This is a genomic window from Stenotrophomonas sp., from assembly GCF_032061965.1.
In the GTDB taxonomy this organism is placed as follows: Bacteria; Pseudomonadota; Gammaproteobacteria; order Xanthomonadales; family Xanthomonadaceae; genus Stenotrophomonas.
This window is the reverse complement of sequence record NZ_DAMBEF010000032.1, coordinates 24,765-40,803: the sequence shown is the minus strand read 5'-3', so window position 1 is coordinate 40,803 and position 16,039 is coordinate 24,765. Positions and strand designations below refer to the sequence as shown.

At 58.5% G+C, this 16,039-nt stretch carries 13 protein-coding genes, 1 tRNA gene and 1 pseudogene; 7 read left to right on the top strand and 8 right to left on the bottom strand.

The genetic code is table 11. From position 1 onward, the window contains the following. A pseudogene (locus RT460_RS15105) lies at positions 1–282 on the bottom strand (peptidase M28 family protein); the annotation flags it as partial. Positions 283–530: 248 nt separating this feature from the next. Between RT460_RS15105 and RT460_RS15100 the strand changes: the two are divergent. Further along, the gene (locus tag RT460_RS15100; RefSeq protein WP_313319828.1) at positions 531–1,514 is read left to right on the top strand and encodes a hypothetical protein; all 984 of its coding nucleotides are present in this window, start codon (positions 531–533) and stop codon (positions 1,512–1,514) included. A 63-nt stretch (positions 1,515–1,577) separates the two neighbouring features. On the opposite strand, the gene mscL is transcribed toward RT460_RS15100, so the two are convergent. The 3 genes from mscL to RT460_RS15085 form a co-directional block, all read right to left on the bottom strand. Further along, the gene (mscL, locus tag RT460_RS15095) at positions 1,578–1,994 is read right to left on the bottom strand and encodes a large-conductance mechanosensitive channel protein MscL (protein WP_313319826.1); all 417 of its coding nucleotides are present in this window, start codon (positions 1,992–1,994) and stop codon (positions 1,578–1,580) included. A 59-nt stretch (positions 1,995–2,053) separates the two neighbouring features. Next, entirely contained in the window at positions 2,054–2,755 is a 702-nt protein-coding gene (locus tag RT460_RS15090) for a fumarylacetoacetate hydrolase family protein (protein WP_313319824.1), read from the bottom strand. Positions 2,756–2,979: 224 nt separating this feature from the next. Continuing rightward, positions 2,980–3,264 (bottom strand): hypothetical protein, encoded by a 285-nt coding sequence (locus tag RT460_RS15085; protein WP_313319822.1) that lies wholly within the window; start codon positions 3,262–3,264, stop codon positions 2,980–2,982. 172 nt (positions 3,265–3,436) lie between these two features. Here RT460_RS15085 and RT460_RS15080 point away from each other — a divergent pair, with 172 nt between their 5' ends. Then, entirely contained in the window at positions 3,437–3,784 is a 348-nt protein-coding gene (locus RT460_RS15080; protein ID WP_313319832.1) for a Rieske (2Fe-2S) protein, read from the top strand. A gap of 167 nt (positions 3,785–3,951) precedes the next feature. Here RT460_RS15080 and RT460_RS15075 read toward each other — a convergent pair whose 3' ends face one another. The 4 genes from RT460_RS15075 to thiS all read right to left on the bottom strand — a co-directional run bounded on the left by RT460_RS15075 (position 3,952) and on the right by thiS (position 8,105). Then, positions 3,952–5,799 carry an SLC13 family permease gene (locus RT460_RS15075; protein WP_313319820.1) on the bottom strand — a complete coding sequence of 616 codons (1,848 nt, stop codon included), beginning with the start codon at positions 5,797–5,799 and terminating at the stop codon, positions 3,952–3,954. 258 nt (positions 5,800–6,057) lie between these two features. Beyond that, a complete protein-coding gene (gene trmB / locus RT460_RS15070) occupies positions 6,058–6,792 on the bottom strand; it encodes a tRNA (guanosine(46)-N7)-methyltransferase TrmB (protein ID WP_313319818.1) in 735 nt (244 codons plus the stop codon). After that, positions 6,792–7,586 carry a thiazole synthase gene (locus RT460_RS15065; RefSeq protein ID WP_062166729.1) on the bottom strand — a complete coding sequence of 265 codons (795 nt, stop codon included), beginning with the start codon at positions 7,584–7,586 and terminating at the stop codon, positions 6,792–6,794. The genes trmB and RT460_RS15065 overlap by 1 nt, the downstream gene beginning before the upstream one ends. Positions 7,587–7,904: 318 nt before the next feature. Continuing rightward, positions 7,905–8,105: a sulfur carrier protein ThiS gene (thiS, locus tag RT460_RS15060; RefSeq protein ID WP_313319816.1), complete on the bottom strand. Its 201-nt coding sequence runs from the start codon at positions 8,103–8,105 to the stop codon at positions 7,905–7,907. Positions 8,106–8,255: 150 nt separating this feature from the next. On the opposite strand from thiS, the gene RT460_RS15055 reads away from it, so the two are divergent. The 5 genes from RT460_RS15055 (at position 8,256) to RT460_RS15035 (ending at position 15,766) form a co-directional block, all read left to right on the top strand. Next, positions 8,256–10,091, top strand: a complete 1,836-nt coding sequence (locus RT460_RS15055; protein ID WP_313319814.1) for an autotransporter domain-containing protein — start codon at positions 8,256–8,258, stop codon at positions 10,089–10,091. Between the two features lie 185 nt (positions 10,092–10,276). Then, positions 10,277–10,350, top strand: a tRNA-Gly gene (locus tag RT460_RS15050). Positions 10,351–10,639: 289 nt separating this feature from the next. Then, a complete protein-coding gene (locus RT460_RS15045) occupies positions 10,640–11,974 on the top strand; it encodes a site-specific integrase (protein WP_313319812.1) in 1,335 nt (444 codons plus the stop codon). Positions 11,975–11,987: 13 nt separating this feature from the next. Next, on the top strand, positions 11,988–12,563 hold the full coding sequence (locus RT460_RS15040) for a hypothetical protein (RefSeq protein ID WP_313319810.1): 576 nt from the start codon (positions 11,988–11,990) through the stop codon (positions 12,561–12,563). Between the two features lie 2,249 nt (positions 12,564–14,812). Further along, positions 14,813–15,766, top strand: coding sequence for a hypothetical protein (locus RT460_RS15035; RefSeq protein WP_313319808.1), 954 nt, complete (start codon positions 14,813–14,815; stop codon positions 15,764–15,766). Positions 15,767–16,039 lie beyond the last annotated feature (273 nt).

Below are 16,039 nucleotides of genomic sequence, written 5' to 3'. Positions count from 1 at the left end.
GAAGGTCACCGGCTCGGTCCACACCTTGTCAAAGCCCAGCGCCTTGAACTTGGCCTTGGCCCATTCCACCGCACGCGCATCGGCCTCGCTGCCAGCCATGCGCGGCCCCACTTCGGTGGTCAGGGATTCGACAACCTGCCAGCCGGTGTTGTCCGCCAACGCCTGCTCACGCAATTGCGCAGCTTGGGCCAGCGCCTGGTCCGGGATGTGGGTGGGAGCGGCGGCAGCTGCGGCGGAGGTGCAGAGCAGCACGATGGCGAGAGCAAGGGCACGGCGGCGCATGTTCGGTTCCACAGTGGATTGGGCTGTCAGGGTAACAGTGAGAACTCGGCAGGGAATGTGCCAGTTGGTATGGGCAAAAGCTTGATGGAATCTGGATCAATACCTCTGGCGTTGCAGGCACAGATCGCCTAGTCAAATAGCCCGACGGGTTCGACTACACAGGGAATGGGAGTTTTCCGGTGGCCGCGATGCTGTGCTGCGGGAGAGCCTGAGTCTCCACCGATGGGGTGGAGACTCAGGACGTAGTAATGACATTGCGAAACAGGGCGGCATGGACGTTGTTGGTAGCAACGCTTTCGCCTACGGCGGTTTGGGCGCAGGCGCACTCACTGGAGGATGTGCGTTTCACCGGGCCCTTGGTGACGCCGTCGCCCTCGACACTGCCGCAGGGGCAGTTCTTCATCCAGCCCTATCTGGTGCAGACCCACACCTCCGGTCGCTACGACGACAAAGGTGACCGACATGCCTTGGAGCATGCCAACGACACCTCCTTGCTGTCGGTGTTGCTCAGCGCGGGGCTTACCGACCGCCTCACCGGTGAGCTGATAGTGGAAAGCGCCCGCAGCTCGCAGGACGGGCGGCATAGCAATGGCTACCGGATGGCCGACAGTGCGCTGCGCTTGCGCTATCTGCTGCGCGAAGGTGATCCGCTCAACAGCAGATCAGCGCTTGCGGTGATGTGGGGCTTGGGGCTGCCCACCGGGCGCTACGACAAACTCGGCGACAACCTGCTCAATGGTCAAGGCAGTGGTGTCTATCGCAATAATTTTTCGCTGCTGGGGCAGAACTATCATTGGCTGCCGAACGGGCGACCTTTGCGCTGGCGTTGGCAACTGCGCTGGAGCCCTGCGCCAAGGGACGTATCGATCACAGGCAGAAGCGTCTATGCGACCGAGCGCAGCTTCCGTGGGCACGTCAGCCCGGGCCCTGCGTTGGGTGCTGCATTGGGATTGGAATACAGCATCGACCAGCACTGGGTGCTGGCGTTGGACCTGATCGCTGCACGTCAATCGGGCAATCTGCTGGATGGCACCGAGCTTGACGCAGATGGCGAACGTCAGCGTGTGCATCGCCATGATGGGGCGAGCCGAAGCTTCAGCATTGCCCCGGCAGTGGAGTACAACGTCAGCGACAAACTGGGCTTTCTGGTCGGCGTGCAGGCCTCCCTGCCGGGCGGACGAAATAGTGCCTCCTATCTCAGCCCGCAAGTATCGATGACCCTGCAGTTCTAACCGCCTGTAAAAAAGAACGGCCGGGCAAAGCCCGGCCGTTTTCATACGATTGCAGCGGATTGCTTACTGCTTGTTGAGGCTGTCACGGATTTCGCGCAGCAGCAGCACCTCTTCGGTCGGCTCCGGCGGAGCGGCCGGGGCTTCTTCCTTCTTGCGCGACAGGCGGTTGACCACCTTGATCAGCATGAAGATGGCGAAGGCGACGATGATGAATTGGATGAGGGTGTTGATGAAATCGCCGTAGCCGATCACCACCGCGGGGATTTCCTTGCCATCGGCACCGATCTTGGCCGGGGCCAGGGTCCAGGCCAGCGCAGAGAAATCGACGTTGCCGATCAGCCAGCCGATCGGCGGCATGATGACCTTGTCCACCAGTGAAGTGACGATCTTGCCAAAGGCGCCGCCGATGACGACACCGACCGCCAGGTCGATGACGTTGCCGCGCATCGCAAATTCCTTGAATTCGCTGATCATTCCCATGTGTTACTCCTGAATATGCATAAGGGGAGGGCTGGCGAAGCCTACTCCAGTGGATGTCATCAGGCGATCACGCCGTCACGTTGTGCGATCTGCCCGAGTCTGGCGCTGAAGTGGTCGCCGCGCTGCAGGGCGGCGACGCCGGCCGGGGTTCCCATGAAGATCAGGTCGCCGGCGCGCAGGGCATACAGCTTGGACAGCTCGTGCAGGATCTCGGGCACGTCCCAGATCATCTGGTCCAGGGTGGACTTCTGTCGCAGCTGGCCATTGATTTCCAGCGACAACTCCAGTGTCGCCAGATCGGAGACTTCCGCGACCGGCACCAGCGTGCTGACCGGGGCAGAGTGGTCGAAACCCTTGGCGATATCCCAGGGGCCACCCTTGGCCTTGGCCGCTGCCTGCAGGTCGCGCCGGGTCAGGTCCAGCCCCACGCCATAGGCCAGCACCAAGGCCATTGCTTCATCGGCGGCGAGTACGCCGGCAGGTGCGTCCTTGCCCAGCGCTACGACCAGCTCGACCTCATGGTGCAGGTCGGTGGTGGCCGACGGATACGGCACTGGAGCATCGCCGACCACGATGGCGTCGGCCGGCTTCATGAAGAACATCGGCTGGCCACGCTCGGCCGCAGCTGGCACGGCGGCGCCCATTTCGCGGGCATGGTCGGCGAAATTGCGGCCTACGCAATAAATGCGGTGCACCGGGAACGTGCCGCCCCCGGAAACCGGGATACGGGGCTGGGGCAGGGCGGGGATCAGATCGGTCATGTTTGCGTCCAGGTGAAACGACGCAAAAGTCTAGCGGACGGGGGCGTGTTGTGTGCAGGCAGCGTTGTGCGCAGGCTTTGGGCGGTAACGCCCATACCGAGCATGGCTCGGCACTACATGAGCCCTTGTCCCGTTTACGGAGAGGGGCTTGGGTGAGGGGAGGCTTTTGGCGCCAAGGCCCATGCCGAGCATGGCTCGGCACTACATGGGTTGCGGAACAATCCTCAGCGAGGCTGTGGCAGCGCCGCTTTTCGCACAACGCGGTACTCAGCGTCGACGACGGTAGGGTCGGCCTTGTTGTTGAGGTTGCGTGCCTTGCGTGCGGCCAGCAGCTTCCAGGCGATGCCACCCAGGATCATGGCTGCGCCGATGAAAACGCCGCCCACCACCAGCACCGCCAGGATCACCAAGCCAAGAAGGCCCAGCGCGATCCGTACCAGCGGATTGCGTGGCTTGCGCGGCTCGACCAGGTTGCGGAGCTTTGCGAATTGGAAGTACCGGATCTGCATGAAAGTAAGGTGACGGCAGGTGTGCGGGGGAGTATCGGGGCGGCAGCCCGGCAATGCGTGAAGTTGTCGTTAATTTTTTCCTGAACAGGCAGCAGAAGAGTGACGGCGGTCAGATTCGTTCATGAAAATGCCGGCGTGCGACAATGAGCACCTCATGAGCGCCGGTGTTGTGATGTCCAGTACGACCGTTCCCGAAATTGAACTTGCCCTCGTCGAATCCGTTCCCGACCAAGGTTTTCATGCGGTACCTGCCGTTGTTGATGGCGACGCAGAAACGCTTGTCCTGTACCGCGATGGCGACAAGGTGCGGGCATGGTTGAACGTATGTCCGCATGCGGGTCGCGCATTGGACTGGGCGCCAGGGCAGTTCCTGAAGAGTCGCGAGGGGCACCTGGTATGTGCAGTGCACGGTGCTTCGTTCGAGCTGGAGGGCGGCCTCTGCGTGGCAGGGCCTTGCAAGGGGGATGCGCTGCGGGCGGTGCCGGTGCGGGTGCACGACGGCAAGGTGCTGCTGGGCTGAGAGCGATCTGGCCGATCTTGCAGGAGCGGCGCAAGCCGCAACGCCAAAGATGCCTGGTAGAGCAGACACTGGCACTGGCTGGATCACGGACGGCGCTTGCTCACCAGCGCCGGAAGTGCCGCCGGTTTCGCGGCTTGCGTCGCGCTTGCAGAAACCGGGGCTGCTACTTAAAACATGATGTTGATCATGATCACCACGATCGCGGTGTAGAGCAGCGATAGCGGGCCACCAACGCGCCACATTTCGCGCGGGGTGTATTTGGCCGGGCCCATCGCCATCGAAATGACCGGGTTGGATGCGGTCATCAGATTGTTCGAGGCCGACAACGCCACGATCAGTGCGAACGCGGTGGGATTACCGCCCGCCGCCAGCGCCAGGTTCACCGCGATGGGCACCATCACGATGGTCGCGCCGACATGGCTGATCACCAGCGAGAACGCCGTGGTCAGCAGCGCCAATGCAATTTCAAGGGCCCAAACCGGGATGCCGCTGGGCAGCTTGTCGATGGTATGGCCAGCGATCCAGGCCGCTGCGCCGCTGCTGTCCATCGCCCAGCCCAACGGGATCAGGCCGGCCATCATGAAGATGGTCTTCCAGTTGATCGCGGCGTAGGCTTCGTCCATGCGCAGCACGCCGGTCAACAGCATGCCGGCCACACCGGTCAGCAGGGTCAGCGCCACCGGCAGGTGCGAGGTCAGCGCGATGATGATGGTGATGGCGAAGATCGCCATCGCAATCTTGAATTTGTGCGGGCGCTGCTCGCCCTTGGGATAGTCGGTGACCACCACGAAATCGCGGGTTTCCGCTGCCGCGGCCAGGTCCTGCCAGATGCTGTGGAAAACCAGCATGTCGCCGGCACGCAGCGGCGTGTTCCGCACGTCCTCGCGGATCACCTGCTTGTCGCGGTTGATCGCCAGCAGGCTGATGCCGCGTTCCTTGCGCAGGCGCAACTCGCCGGCGGTCTTGCCGATCACCTTCGAGGTGGGCGGAATCACCGCTTCGGAAATACCGGCGCGGGCGGGATTGAACAGGTCGCCCAGCTGTTTCAGCCGCGAGGACATGCGCAGGAACTGGTTCTGCGCAAAATCCGACACCTGCTGGCGCGGGCCCATGGCACCGATCACGCTGCCGACCCAGATGCGCATGTCCGCCGGCGGCGACAAGCGGGTGTCATCGCCGGTTTTCAGCGCCAGCAGCAGCGGTGCATCGAACAGGTTCTCGGCTTCGCCGACGGTCATGCCCACCAGCGGACTTTCGGCAGTGACCAGCAGTTCGAAAACATCGCCTTCGATGCCGTAGGCCTTGGCGAAATAGCTCTCGGTGCGGGCCGGAGCCTGGCCATCCTCGCTCTCGATCTCTTCTTCCTGCAGTTTGCGGCTGCCATAGAAGCGGAAGTAGGCCAGCGATGCGATCAGCAGTGCGACACCGATCGGCAGCGGCGCGAACATGCGCAGCGGCTCGATGGTGGCGGTGCCCGATGGCAGGTTGTTGTTGGCCGAGACCAGCAAGTCGTTGAGCAGGATCAGCGGTGAGTTGCCGACCATGGTCAGCGCGCCGCCCATCACGATTGCTGCCGAGATCGGCAGCAACTGGCGCTTCAGGGTCAGTGCGGTGCGTGAGGCCAGGCGTGAGGCGACCGGCAGGTACAAGGCCATGACCGACGGGTTCTGCATGAACGAGGAGTTCAAGCCGGCGGTGGCCGTGGTCAACAGCAGCAGCCGTTGTTCCAGCCCGTGCGAGCGCCGCAGCAACCAACCCGCGAGCCGGTTCAAGGCACCGGTGCGGTCCAGGCCGGCGCCGAGGATGGTGGTGGCGATGATGCTCATCACCGCGTTACCGGAGAAGCCGCCGAAGATTTCCTCCGGGGCGATCAGGCCGGTGACGCCCAGCACCACCATCACCACCAAGGCGACCACGTCGGCGCGGATGCGCTCGAACAGGAACATCGCCATCGTGAAGCCCACCAGCCCGAGCACGAGCTTCATATCGGTGGTGAGCGTCAGCGCGGTATCCATCAGGGCTGGGATCTGGCAGTGGGGATTGGGGATGGGGTGGAGCGATATTGCTTGAACGGCAAAGCGAACCGACGGGTGATCGGAAATCGGAGCGCAAAGCCAAGCTCACACTGCGCTATTGGCGTAGTCCGCGGGGTGTTTCTGCTGGAAAGTGAAGTTGTCATTGCACCTTACGCGTTTGCGAATCCCTAATCCCGAATCCCGAATCCCGAATCCCGAATCCCGAATCCCGAATCCCGAATCCCGAATCACCAATCCCTAATCCTTGTCATACAACAAATCCCACACGCCATGGCCGAGCTTCTGGCCGCGGGTCTCGAAGTGGGTCTGCGGACGCCAGTCCGGACGCGGTACCGCGCCACGCGGGCCGGCACGGTTGACCAGCCCGGCCGTCGCATCCAGCACTTCCCACATCTGTTCGGCGTAATCCTCCCAGTCGGTGGCGCAGTGCAGGCGACCGCCCGGGCGCAGCTTGCGCACCAGCAGTTCGGCAAACGCCGGCTGCACCAGGCGGCGCTTGTTGTGGCGCTTCTTGTGCCAGGGATCGGGGAAGTAGATGCGGATTTCATCCAGCGCGCCGTCGGCGATTTCCTTCTCCAGCACCTCGACCGCATCGTGGTGGTAGAGCTTGACGTTGTCGGCGTTGTCATCGGCCAGCGCATTGAGCAGGCGGCCAACACCCGGTGCATGCACCTCGATGCCGATGTAGTCCTTGCTGGTGTCGAACTGCGCGGCGTAGCGCAGCGCGGCGCCGTTGCCGAAGCCAATCTCCAGCACCTTGGGCGCGTTGCGGCCAAAGGTGGCATCCAGGTCGCGTGGCTCGCCGTTGAAGTCGATGCCGAAGCGCGGCCAGCGTTCGTCGAACGCGCGCTGCTGGGCCGGGGTGAAGCGACCCTGGCGCAATACGAAGCTGCGGATCTCGCGGCGGCCTTCGGTCACGGTGAAAGGCTTGGGCGGCGCCTTGGCGCCTGCACTGTCAAAAGGATTGGTCATCAGCCGATCAGCCCATCTACCGGGGAGGAGGCGCTGGCGTAGCGCTTGCGCGGGATGCGCCCGGCCAGGAAGGCCTCACGGCCAGCTTCCACTGCCTTGCGCATGGCGCTGGCCATCAATACCGGATTGCGAGCACCGGCAATGGCAGTGTTCATCAGCACGCCGTCGCAGCCCAGCTCCATCGCGATGGCTGCGTCGGACGCGGTGCCGACGCCGGCATCGACAATGATCGGCACCTTGGCGTTCTCGATGATCTCGATCAGGTTGTACTTGTTCTGGATGCCCAGGCCCGAACCAATCGGCGCAGCCAGCGGCATCACCGCAGCGCAGCCGATTTCTTCCAGGCGCTTGGCCAGGATCGGGTCATCGGAGGTGTAGACCATGACGTCGAAGCCATCCTTGACCAACTGTTCGGCAGCCTTGAGCGTGGCCATCACGTCCGGGTACAGGGTTTTCTGGTCGCCCAGTACTTCGAGTTTGGTCAGGTTATGGCCGTCGAGCAGCTCGCGGGCTAGGCGGCAGGTACGTACGGCATCCTCGGCGGTGTAGCAGCCGGCGGTATTGGGCAGGATGGCGTAGCGGTCCGGCGGCAGCACGTCGAGCAGATTGGGCTCGCCGGGGTTCTGGCCGATATTGGTGCGGCGGATGGCCACGGTGACGATCTGGGCGCCGGCGGCCTCGGTGGCCAGGCGGGTTTCTTCCAGATCCTTGAACTTGCCGGTGCCGGTCAGCAGCCGGGAGGAATAGGTCTTGCCGGCGATGACCAGCGAGTCGGTGGGGACATGTGCATTCATGGGCGAATTATCACCCATCCCGCCAACCTGTAGTGCCGAGCCATGCTCGGCGGGGGCTTCGCCGGTAATGCCCCAGCGCCGCCAGCCCAGTAGTGCCGCGCCATGCTCGGCAGAGGTTTCATCGGTAACGCCCCACGCGCAGCACCGCTGCGCCCTATTGATCAAGCGAGCAGTCATGCAGCCGCGCTCCTGCAGCAAAGGGAGGGGCTTTCATGGTCGCCAGCTTCGCGGCTGGCGCCGGTCCCACGAGCATCGTTGGGAAGGCGCCTGCCGAGTATGGCTCGGCACTACCGGCCGCGGCCTGCGTCGCTGATTGCTTCAGCCACCGCCCAATGCATGCACGATTTCCACGACGTCACCGTCCTGCAGCTGATGGGTCGCATGCTGGCTGCGCGGCACGATCTCGGCATTGACCTCTACTGCCACGCGCCGTTGGCCCAACCCTTCGTTGGACAGCAATTCGGTCAGGGTGAACGGGGTGGGGAGCTGGCGTGGTTCGCCATTGAGCTGGATGTTCATCGTCTCATTCTGGCCAGTGCAAGCCCAAAAGCCCAGCCGGGAGCCCGTCGATGCCGCAGCGCAGCGTGTGCGTCTTACGTGGTAATGAAAACATAACAACGTGCGGCGGCGTATGCCGTCTGTGTTTTACCCCACTTCAGGAGTTTCCCCATGTCGCTTTCCTTCCGTCCGCTGCGTACTGCCGTGGCTGTTGCCATCGCGTTGGCTGCTGCCCCCGCCATGGCCCAATCACCGTTCTCCAAGACGGTGTTTTTTGGCGACAGCCTGACCGATACCGGTCACTTCCGCCCGGTGCTGATGCAGCTGGACCCGAACGCGGCGTTGGTCGGGCGGTTCACCACCAATCCGGGCTGGGTCTGGTCCGACTACCTGGCCGACCATTACGGCACCAATGCCGTACCCAACGGTAACGGCCAGGGCGGAGACAACTACGCCATCGGTGGTGCACGCGTCGGCGTGGACAGCTCGGTGACGCTCGCCCCCGGTACCCCGGCGCAGCCGGTGGCCTCGTTGAAGACGCAGATGGCCAGCTATCTCGCAGCCAATGGCGGCAAGGCCGATGCCAATGCCCTGTATACCGTCTGGGGTGGCGCCAATGACCTGTTTGCCGTGGCTGCTGGCGCGCCGGCAGCGGCAACCATTGGTGCGGCGGTTGCCGACCAGGTGGGCATCGTCGGTGCGCTGAAGGGGGCAGGTGCCCAGTACGTCATGGTGCCCAATCTGCCGGATATCGGCCTGACCCCGTCTTCGCGTGCTGGCGGCGCTGTCGCCATGGCACAGGGCACCGCCCTGGCCAAGTCCTACAACGACGCGCTGTTCGGAGGCCTGAAGCAGGCTGGCCTGCAGGTGATTCCGGTGGATACCTTCACCATCCTGCAGGAAATCGTTGCTTCGCCGGGTGCCTACGGTTTCACCAACGTCAGCGACATAGCCTGCACCTCGGCTTCGTCGCTGGTGTGCTCGCCGCTGACCGTGGCGGCACCGAATGCAGCCAATACCTATGTGTTTGCCGATGGCGTGCACCCGAGCACCGCCGCCCACCAGATACTGGGCGAATACGCGATCTCGGTGCTTGAAGCGCCGCGCCTGCAGCAGATCCTGAGCCACTCGGCGCAGACCATTGGCCGCGCCCGTGCCGATCAAGTGGGCTCCCACGTCGGTGGCCGGCCGGCTGACGGCCTGAGCTGGTGGGGCAACCTGCGAGGGGACATGCAGCGCTATGCGCACGCCGACCTGTATGACGGCATGGCGCCGGCCGGACTGTTCGGCATCGACTGGGCGCGCGATGGCATGGTGCTCGGCGGCTTCGCCGGCTATGGCCGGATGGATGCGGACTTCGGCAACAGCCAGGGTGATTTCACCCAGGATGACACCACCTTGGGCCTGTTTGCCGGCTGGTATGGCGACAACGCCTGGGTCAATGGCCAGGTCAGCTACAGCTGGCTGGGCTACGACGTCACCCGCAAGGTGCAACTGGGCCCGGCCACCCGCGAGCACAAGGGTTCGCCGGATGGCAGCAACCTCACTGCGGCGGTCACCGGTGGTTACGAGTTCGGTCAGGAGGGTGGCTTCCGCCACGGGCCGGTGGCAGGCGTGATCTGGCAGAAGGTCAAGCTGGATGGCTATACCGAATCAAACCTCAGTGCCACCGCAATGGGCTACGGCGACCAGGATGTGGACTCGACCGTGGGCCGGATCGGCTGGCAGGCGCGTTTTGATGGTGGTTCGGTGCAGCCTTACGTGCAGGTGACCTACGACCATGAGTTCGAAGACGGCAAGCAGGCCAGCGCCTGGTTGCAGACCATGGCGGACGTGGGCAGCTACAAGGTGCCGGGCCTGGAGTTCGACCGTGATTACGCCACGGCCGTTCTGGGCGCACGCATCAAGCTGTGGGGCCTGGACAGCAACATCGGCCTGAGCACCACCACGCTGCAGAAGTCGGCACGCGATGCCACCTTGTTCGCCAGCTTTGGCGGCAGCTTCTAAAGCGATACGCCATACGGTTGCTGTCCCTGGAGGCAGCAACCATTGGCAGGGCCTACCCTGTTGCCGCCTTCATGGGGTGACAGGGGTTGCCTGAGGCGTTCGATTGCCGGGCTGGGCACAAGGCCCGCACGGTGCCCAGCCATTGCGCTGCGGTACCCGCGGCGCATAGACTTGCCGCTCGCCAAGCGGGCGTAGCTCAATGGTAGAGCTGTAGCTTCCCAAGCTACTGACGAGGGTTCGATTCCCTTCGCCCGCTCCAGTAACTTCAATAAGTTGCTGATTCTAAAGCGAAATTTCCAGCGAAAAAGCGCCGAAACAGACCCTCCCGAGGTACTGTTTGAGGTACTGTTTTCGTGCCAAAGCCCTACATTCTTCGCAGACGTTCGGGTCTGTATGTCCGTTTTTTGGTTCCCATCGACCTGCGTCAAACGTTGGGGTCAACTTACGTTGTTCGGCCACTTTGGGCGGTCAAAGACGATGCCCGATTGATAGCGGCCAGAATGGCTGTGACACTGTCCAGAGCGTTTGACAGTGTGAGATTGGGGACAATGGCAAGTGACGAATTGAAGGCTCTCAAAAGCGGTTTGAGAGCGTTGCAGACGGGTAAGTCCAAAGACTGGCAAACCGATGAAATCGTGCTTGCCAACGGCACCCGTTTGAAGGGTGTCAAAGTTGAGAGCGATGAAGATGCTCAACGATTTTCAAAGTTCTTGTCTGACATTGGCGCATCCGCTGTTGCACAGTCCGAACCGAAAAAAAGCAGTCTGACACTTGCTCGGGCCATTGCCGACCACATCGCAGATTTGCAACGTGAGAAGTTGGACGGTCGTACAATTCTCGACAGTCAACACACGTTGAAGTTGTTCGCAGGCATCATCAATGACGAGAAAAAACTGGTTGCAGACATCAAGCAAAACGACATTCGTGCGTTTTTGGATGGCGTTCGCTGGTGGCCGAAAAATGCTTCGAAAATGAGCCAGTACAAAAATTTGTCGGTGCTTGAAGTCATTGCGCTGGCACAGAAGAACGACGAACCAGAACCTGCCGCGCGAACAGTGCAGAAGCACACGCAACGGTTGAGTGTGTTGTTTAATTCGTTGGTTGCATCGAAAGATATGGACGTGAATCCAGTGCATGGAATTCGCGGAATTCCGCAACCCAGCGATGAAGATGGCGGACGACCATTTTCAGCAGGTGAACTGGCAATTATCTTTGAACCCAACAGGTTCTCAGCGTGGGCCAAGAAATGGCCGCACAGATGGTTTGGCGCGATGTTGGGGTTGTACTCCGGTGCGCGAGTCAACGAGGTTGGACAACTTCGCGTTGATGACATTGAGAACAAGTTGGGCGTTTGGGGTTTCGTTGTCCGACGCAAAAAAGACCTTGGGCAAAAGGTCAAGAACGATAACTCATTGCGGTTCGTTCCCATCGCCAAACCCGTTTTGAATGCTGGGTTCTTGAAGTACGTGGACGACGTTCGGAACTCTGGACACAAACGATTGTTCCCGAACTTGCCGAACTCAACAGGGTTGGGTTTCGGTCGTCAGTTGTCACGACAGTTCAGCGCGTACCTAAAAAAGGAATGTGGCATTGAGGATGCTGGTCTAGGTTTCCACGCATTTCGCCACACCATCGCCACTGAAATGGAGCGTTGTGATGTTTCCGTTCCAACGATTGCATCTATCACGGGCCACGCTGTGAAGGGTGTAGCCCCAACGTTGAGTGAGGTGTACATCGAGAAAGCAATCCCCGACCAAGTTGCTGGATTGGAAAAGTTCAGGCCGTTGGTTGAATTGTCAGCGTACAAAAAAGGTATGTTCAAACGACAGTTGCGGGAAGCGCCCATTGAATTGGTGAAGGTAAAAAAGAGCGCCGTTGGCTAACATGGAGGTCAAGATGCAAAGTGAGTTTGTTCTTTCGAAGATTGTGGGTAAGTCCGTGTTGAACCTTTCAGTGCTATTTCGCGGGCTGGTATTGTCTGTTCTTACTGCCATGTCTATTTGTGCAGTGCCCGCAAATGCTGACGAAGGATTTGGAGCCCTCAGTGATACCGCGCTCTTAGAGCAATGGTGGGTTGTTCAAGATGCGTGTAGAGGTGGGTACGACGACTATTCTGCGTGCGAGAAGCGCGACCAACTCACTGCTACGCTCACAGCACGAGGTTATGAACAGCATAATCATGACGTTTGGACGTCGCTCTCAGATGTGCAAAATTTCAATGGGGTAGTTGCCAGTACCAATGAGTGGGCTGTTAACCAAGGTTCTTTTGTGCGGGCTATGGCGGCTACTGATGTTCTAAAGTCTCTAAGAAAATATCTACCGGATGATAAGATAATTGCTTTATGGAATGACTCGCATGAAATCATTCGAGATGTGTACCCGCTAGCGTGGGGTATATTGAGACTTTCGATGCGGATGGTTGTTATGGATCACTCCAAGGGTAATGATCCGCGCTACAATCTGGCGTATTGAATTATTTTATTATTAAAGCGCCACTTGCATGTGGCGTTTTTTTTGCGCGTCTCGATTTGCTTTGCTATGTGCTTTTAAGGGCATGTGGTTTTACTTGTAACCCGAAGGGGTGAACCCCTTCCCACCCCCATATGTATGGAGTGGATTCTCTAGAGAATCTATAGCTTTGCTTATGTATAGCTTAGCTTTTCTATGTTCTAGATGGCTTTTACAAGTGGATACTTCCACTCAGGGGTGTTTACAGATGTTGTTCGTTTTTCCACAGGAAAAACTCCCTACGGGCAACGAACTTGTCTGTAACCACCCCGGTAGAATTTGATTTCAAACCCGCCCGACCGTAGCCCACAAGTGATAAACGGTGTGTCGTTATCACCACTCCGATGCGCGAAACATACTTCGCCTTGAACCCAGTTCGGAGCAACATGTCAGGGGGAAATCGTCCAAGCCTTTCATGTCTAGTTGTGTGGTGCATCGTGTTCAATTGTTCCCCGCCTGATGCAGTTGTCACGAATACTTACGGCGTGGTTATCCCGCTTCTTCCATATCCGACGACCAGAAATTTTTCGGACGTTGTAGCGAGTTGGGGCTTGATTTTTTTCAGTTGCTTGCTAACTTTAAATCAGGAGCAATCACTGCTTGGGTATCGCAAAATCTTTCTTTGCCTTACTCGCCACAGGTTCGTTACACCTCGTGGCCATATCTTCAAGGTAATAAAACTCGCTCTTAAGTCAAGAGCGAGTTTTATTTTTTGTGCGTGTTGGTTCTTCAGTGTGGTGCGTCATCGCAATGATGATGTGTTGGTGTTCTCGCGTAGAGGGGTTGTTCTTCTGTGTGATGGATGAAGCACAAGGCAGAATAATTCCTCATACACCAATCGCACCTTCGTTGTAACCGCCATCCTTCGGAAAGATGGCCGAAACCATTGCGGTGTAAGGCTTTCAGTGCGCACCGCTACTCGCACCGCTTTAGAGTGAAATGATTGCTCAAACGCCGTCGTAGCAACGGTTTCGTGCGCACCGCAGTGATGAAAACCATCATTGAGTGGTTCCGTGTTTTGGGTTGCCGTTGCACCAAAGTGACAACGACAACAACAAGAGACGAAAGCAACGACAGAGATAGTGAAAGAGCAACAGAACAACAACGACAGAAGAAACGACGACAACAACGGAAGAAGCAACAGCAACAGAAAAAGTTGAGTGTTTAGAACTGTGGAAAGCGGTTGAGTTGAGGTTGATGAAGAAGAACGACGGCGACAAAAAAAGCGTCAGTGAGAAAAGTTGGAGGGTGGGGTAGTGGTGTGAAGTAACAGCAAAAAGAAGAAGCAAGCACGAACAAAAACGCAGAAAGAGCAACAGCAACAGCCCAGTGGATGGGGTTGAGTGGTTGTCGGGAAATGTGGAGGAGAAGATATGCACATGTCGCATCTACGATGTTTGTGCACGTATATACGTTTGAGTGCTTTTCTGACGGAAAGGCTTACAGCACAAGGCTTTTGCCTGAATACGCTTTGGCATACGACTTTTAGCGAGAAATGCTCTCAAACCGTTCTAGCGCAACGCTTTCCAGCGTATTCGCTGTGGGCGCGCAATCGCGTGTTGAACCACTTTCACGACCTCGCAAAAATTTGTACGGAAAATTTTTCAGTGTGAGCAGTGCAACTCAAGCAATGGACGCTCAAGACGAAATCGTTTCGCTGAAAATTTGTACAAAAATTCATCACATCGATTCAGTGCAGTGCAATGACTTGCGCGTTTTCGCGAATCTGTTTAGCTGTAGTGATGAAACAAAAATGTCCACACACCGACAACAGCACTCACCATTCTCGGGCGGTTATACCGTCCGAGAATGGGGGGAGTGGACACAGGTCGAAACGAGAGTGTAGACCGATAGGTGGCCACGGGGGCACAGCCCCCACTGCGGTTTGTGACATACAAACCGCAGTTGTTGCGCACGATGTTCGACCACTACCCCTGTGTAGTGGGTGGACGAGTAAGCACGAAAAAAAACTAGAACGCGATAAAAGGTTTTACGAGAGACAGGCTATTGCCAACAATCGGCCGTGGACATTGTTGGCTGACAAATACACGCGGAAGGTTCTTGATGACTGTCCACAGCGCGAACTCAACGCATCAACTGCAAACGAATATAGAAAGGTCTACCACCGGCTGACCGTTGAGGGTGTCACAGCGTGGGAGAAATCCAACAGTGTCCAACACTGGAACAAGTTGCGAACCGCGTGCCGGTGGTCAATGGCTGATGACATTCGCGCATTTCGCAAACTGTCAGAAGCGGCCCGAAAGTCTGGGGACATTGCAACCGCACAACAGTACACAACCCAAGCGTGGAAATTGGCCGTTGCCCTCGATGACCAGTTTTTAGGCGTTGGTCATCCAACGTGGAAAGACAAATTGCGTTGGATGAAGTCCAACGGATTGCAACCAGTGAACAAATCCAAACGCAACACAACCGCACCTGCGATTGATGTTGCACCTGCCATTTTGCTGGACAAGAGACACCGGGGAACCCAACTCTTGGAACGGCACACAGAACGGTTGGCCGTTTTGGCGCTCACGGGTTGCAGACCATCCGAACTGATGAAAGGTGTTGAAGTTCGGTTGTTGCGAGACAAGAACGGACAACCCAAAGGTGTTGGTATCGAAGTCAGTGGGGCAAAGGTTGACCACAACCGAGGACACGAAAAGCGCAGGCTTGCATTCTTGTTGGATGGCGTGGTAGCGCGTGGATTGTCTGAATTGTGTCTTGAACGTGGTGGTCGGTTCACATTGGGAACCACCAGCGCAGACTACCGAAGCCTCAATCGTTTACTTTGCGTTCATAAAATAAGTTGCTACACGTTTCGTCATGCTCTCGGTAGTGACCTGAAAGCGTCCATTGCGGACGGTCAGACGACCCCAGAACAGGCCGCCATGGTGATGGGACACAGGTCAACCCAGAGTCTTTTGTCGTATGGAGCCACCAACCGGGGGCGAAGTCGGAGACGACCAAAAATTAAGGTCTCGGCGTCCAGTGTGGTGAAAAAATCACCAGTCAGGAGGGGCGAAAAGGCACAAAAAAGAGTGCGAAAAACACCCCAAAAAGCCACCCCAAAAGCACCATCAAAAACGGCTTTGGTGGAGGCTTCGCCTCTCTTCATTCCATACCCGAAATTGTTGCCGTCATGCGCAAAAAAAGGTACTGTTTGAGGTACTGTTTTGATGCTTTTTTGGCCACTTCGGTCTGTTGGAAATCGTTTTAAATCAGTGGGTAATGGGGATTTTGGATTAGTTTCCCTTCGCCCGCTCCATTCAGGCACCACTGTGGGTTGCAACACCGGTGGTCGCCCAGCAGTCCCCTCTGCGGACTGGATTCCCCAAACGAGCGAATACCTGCCCTGCATGAACGGCGGGCAGATGCCTTCTTTTCGTCTCATCGTGCACAACGTCCTCGCGTTATGCTGCGCGCCTTCTGACCGAACT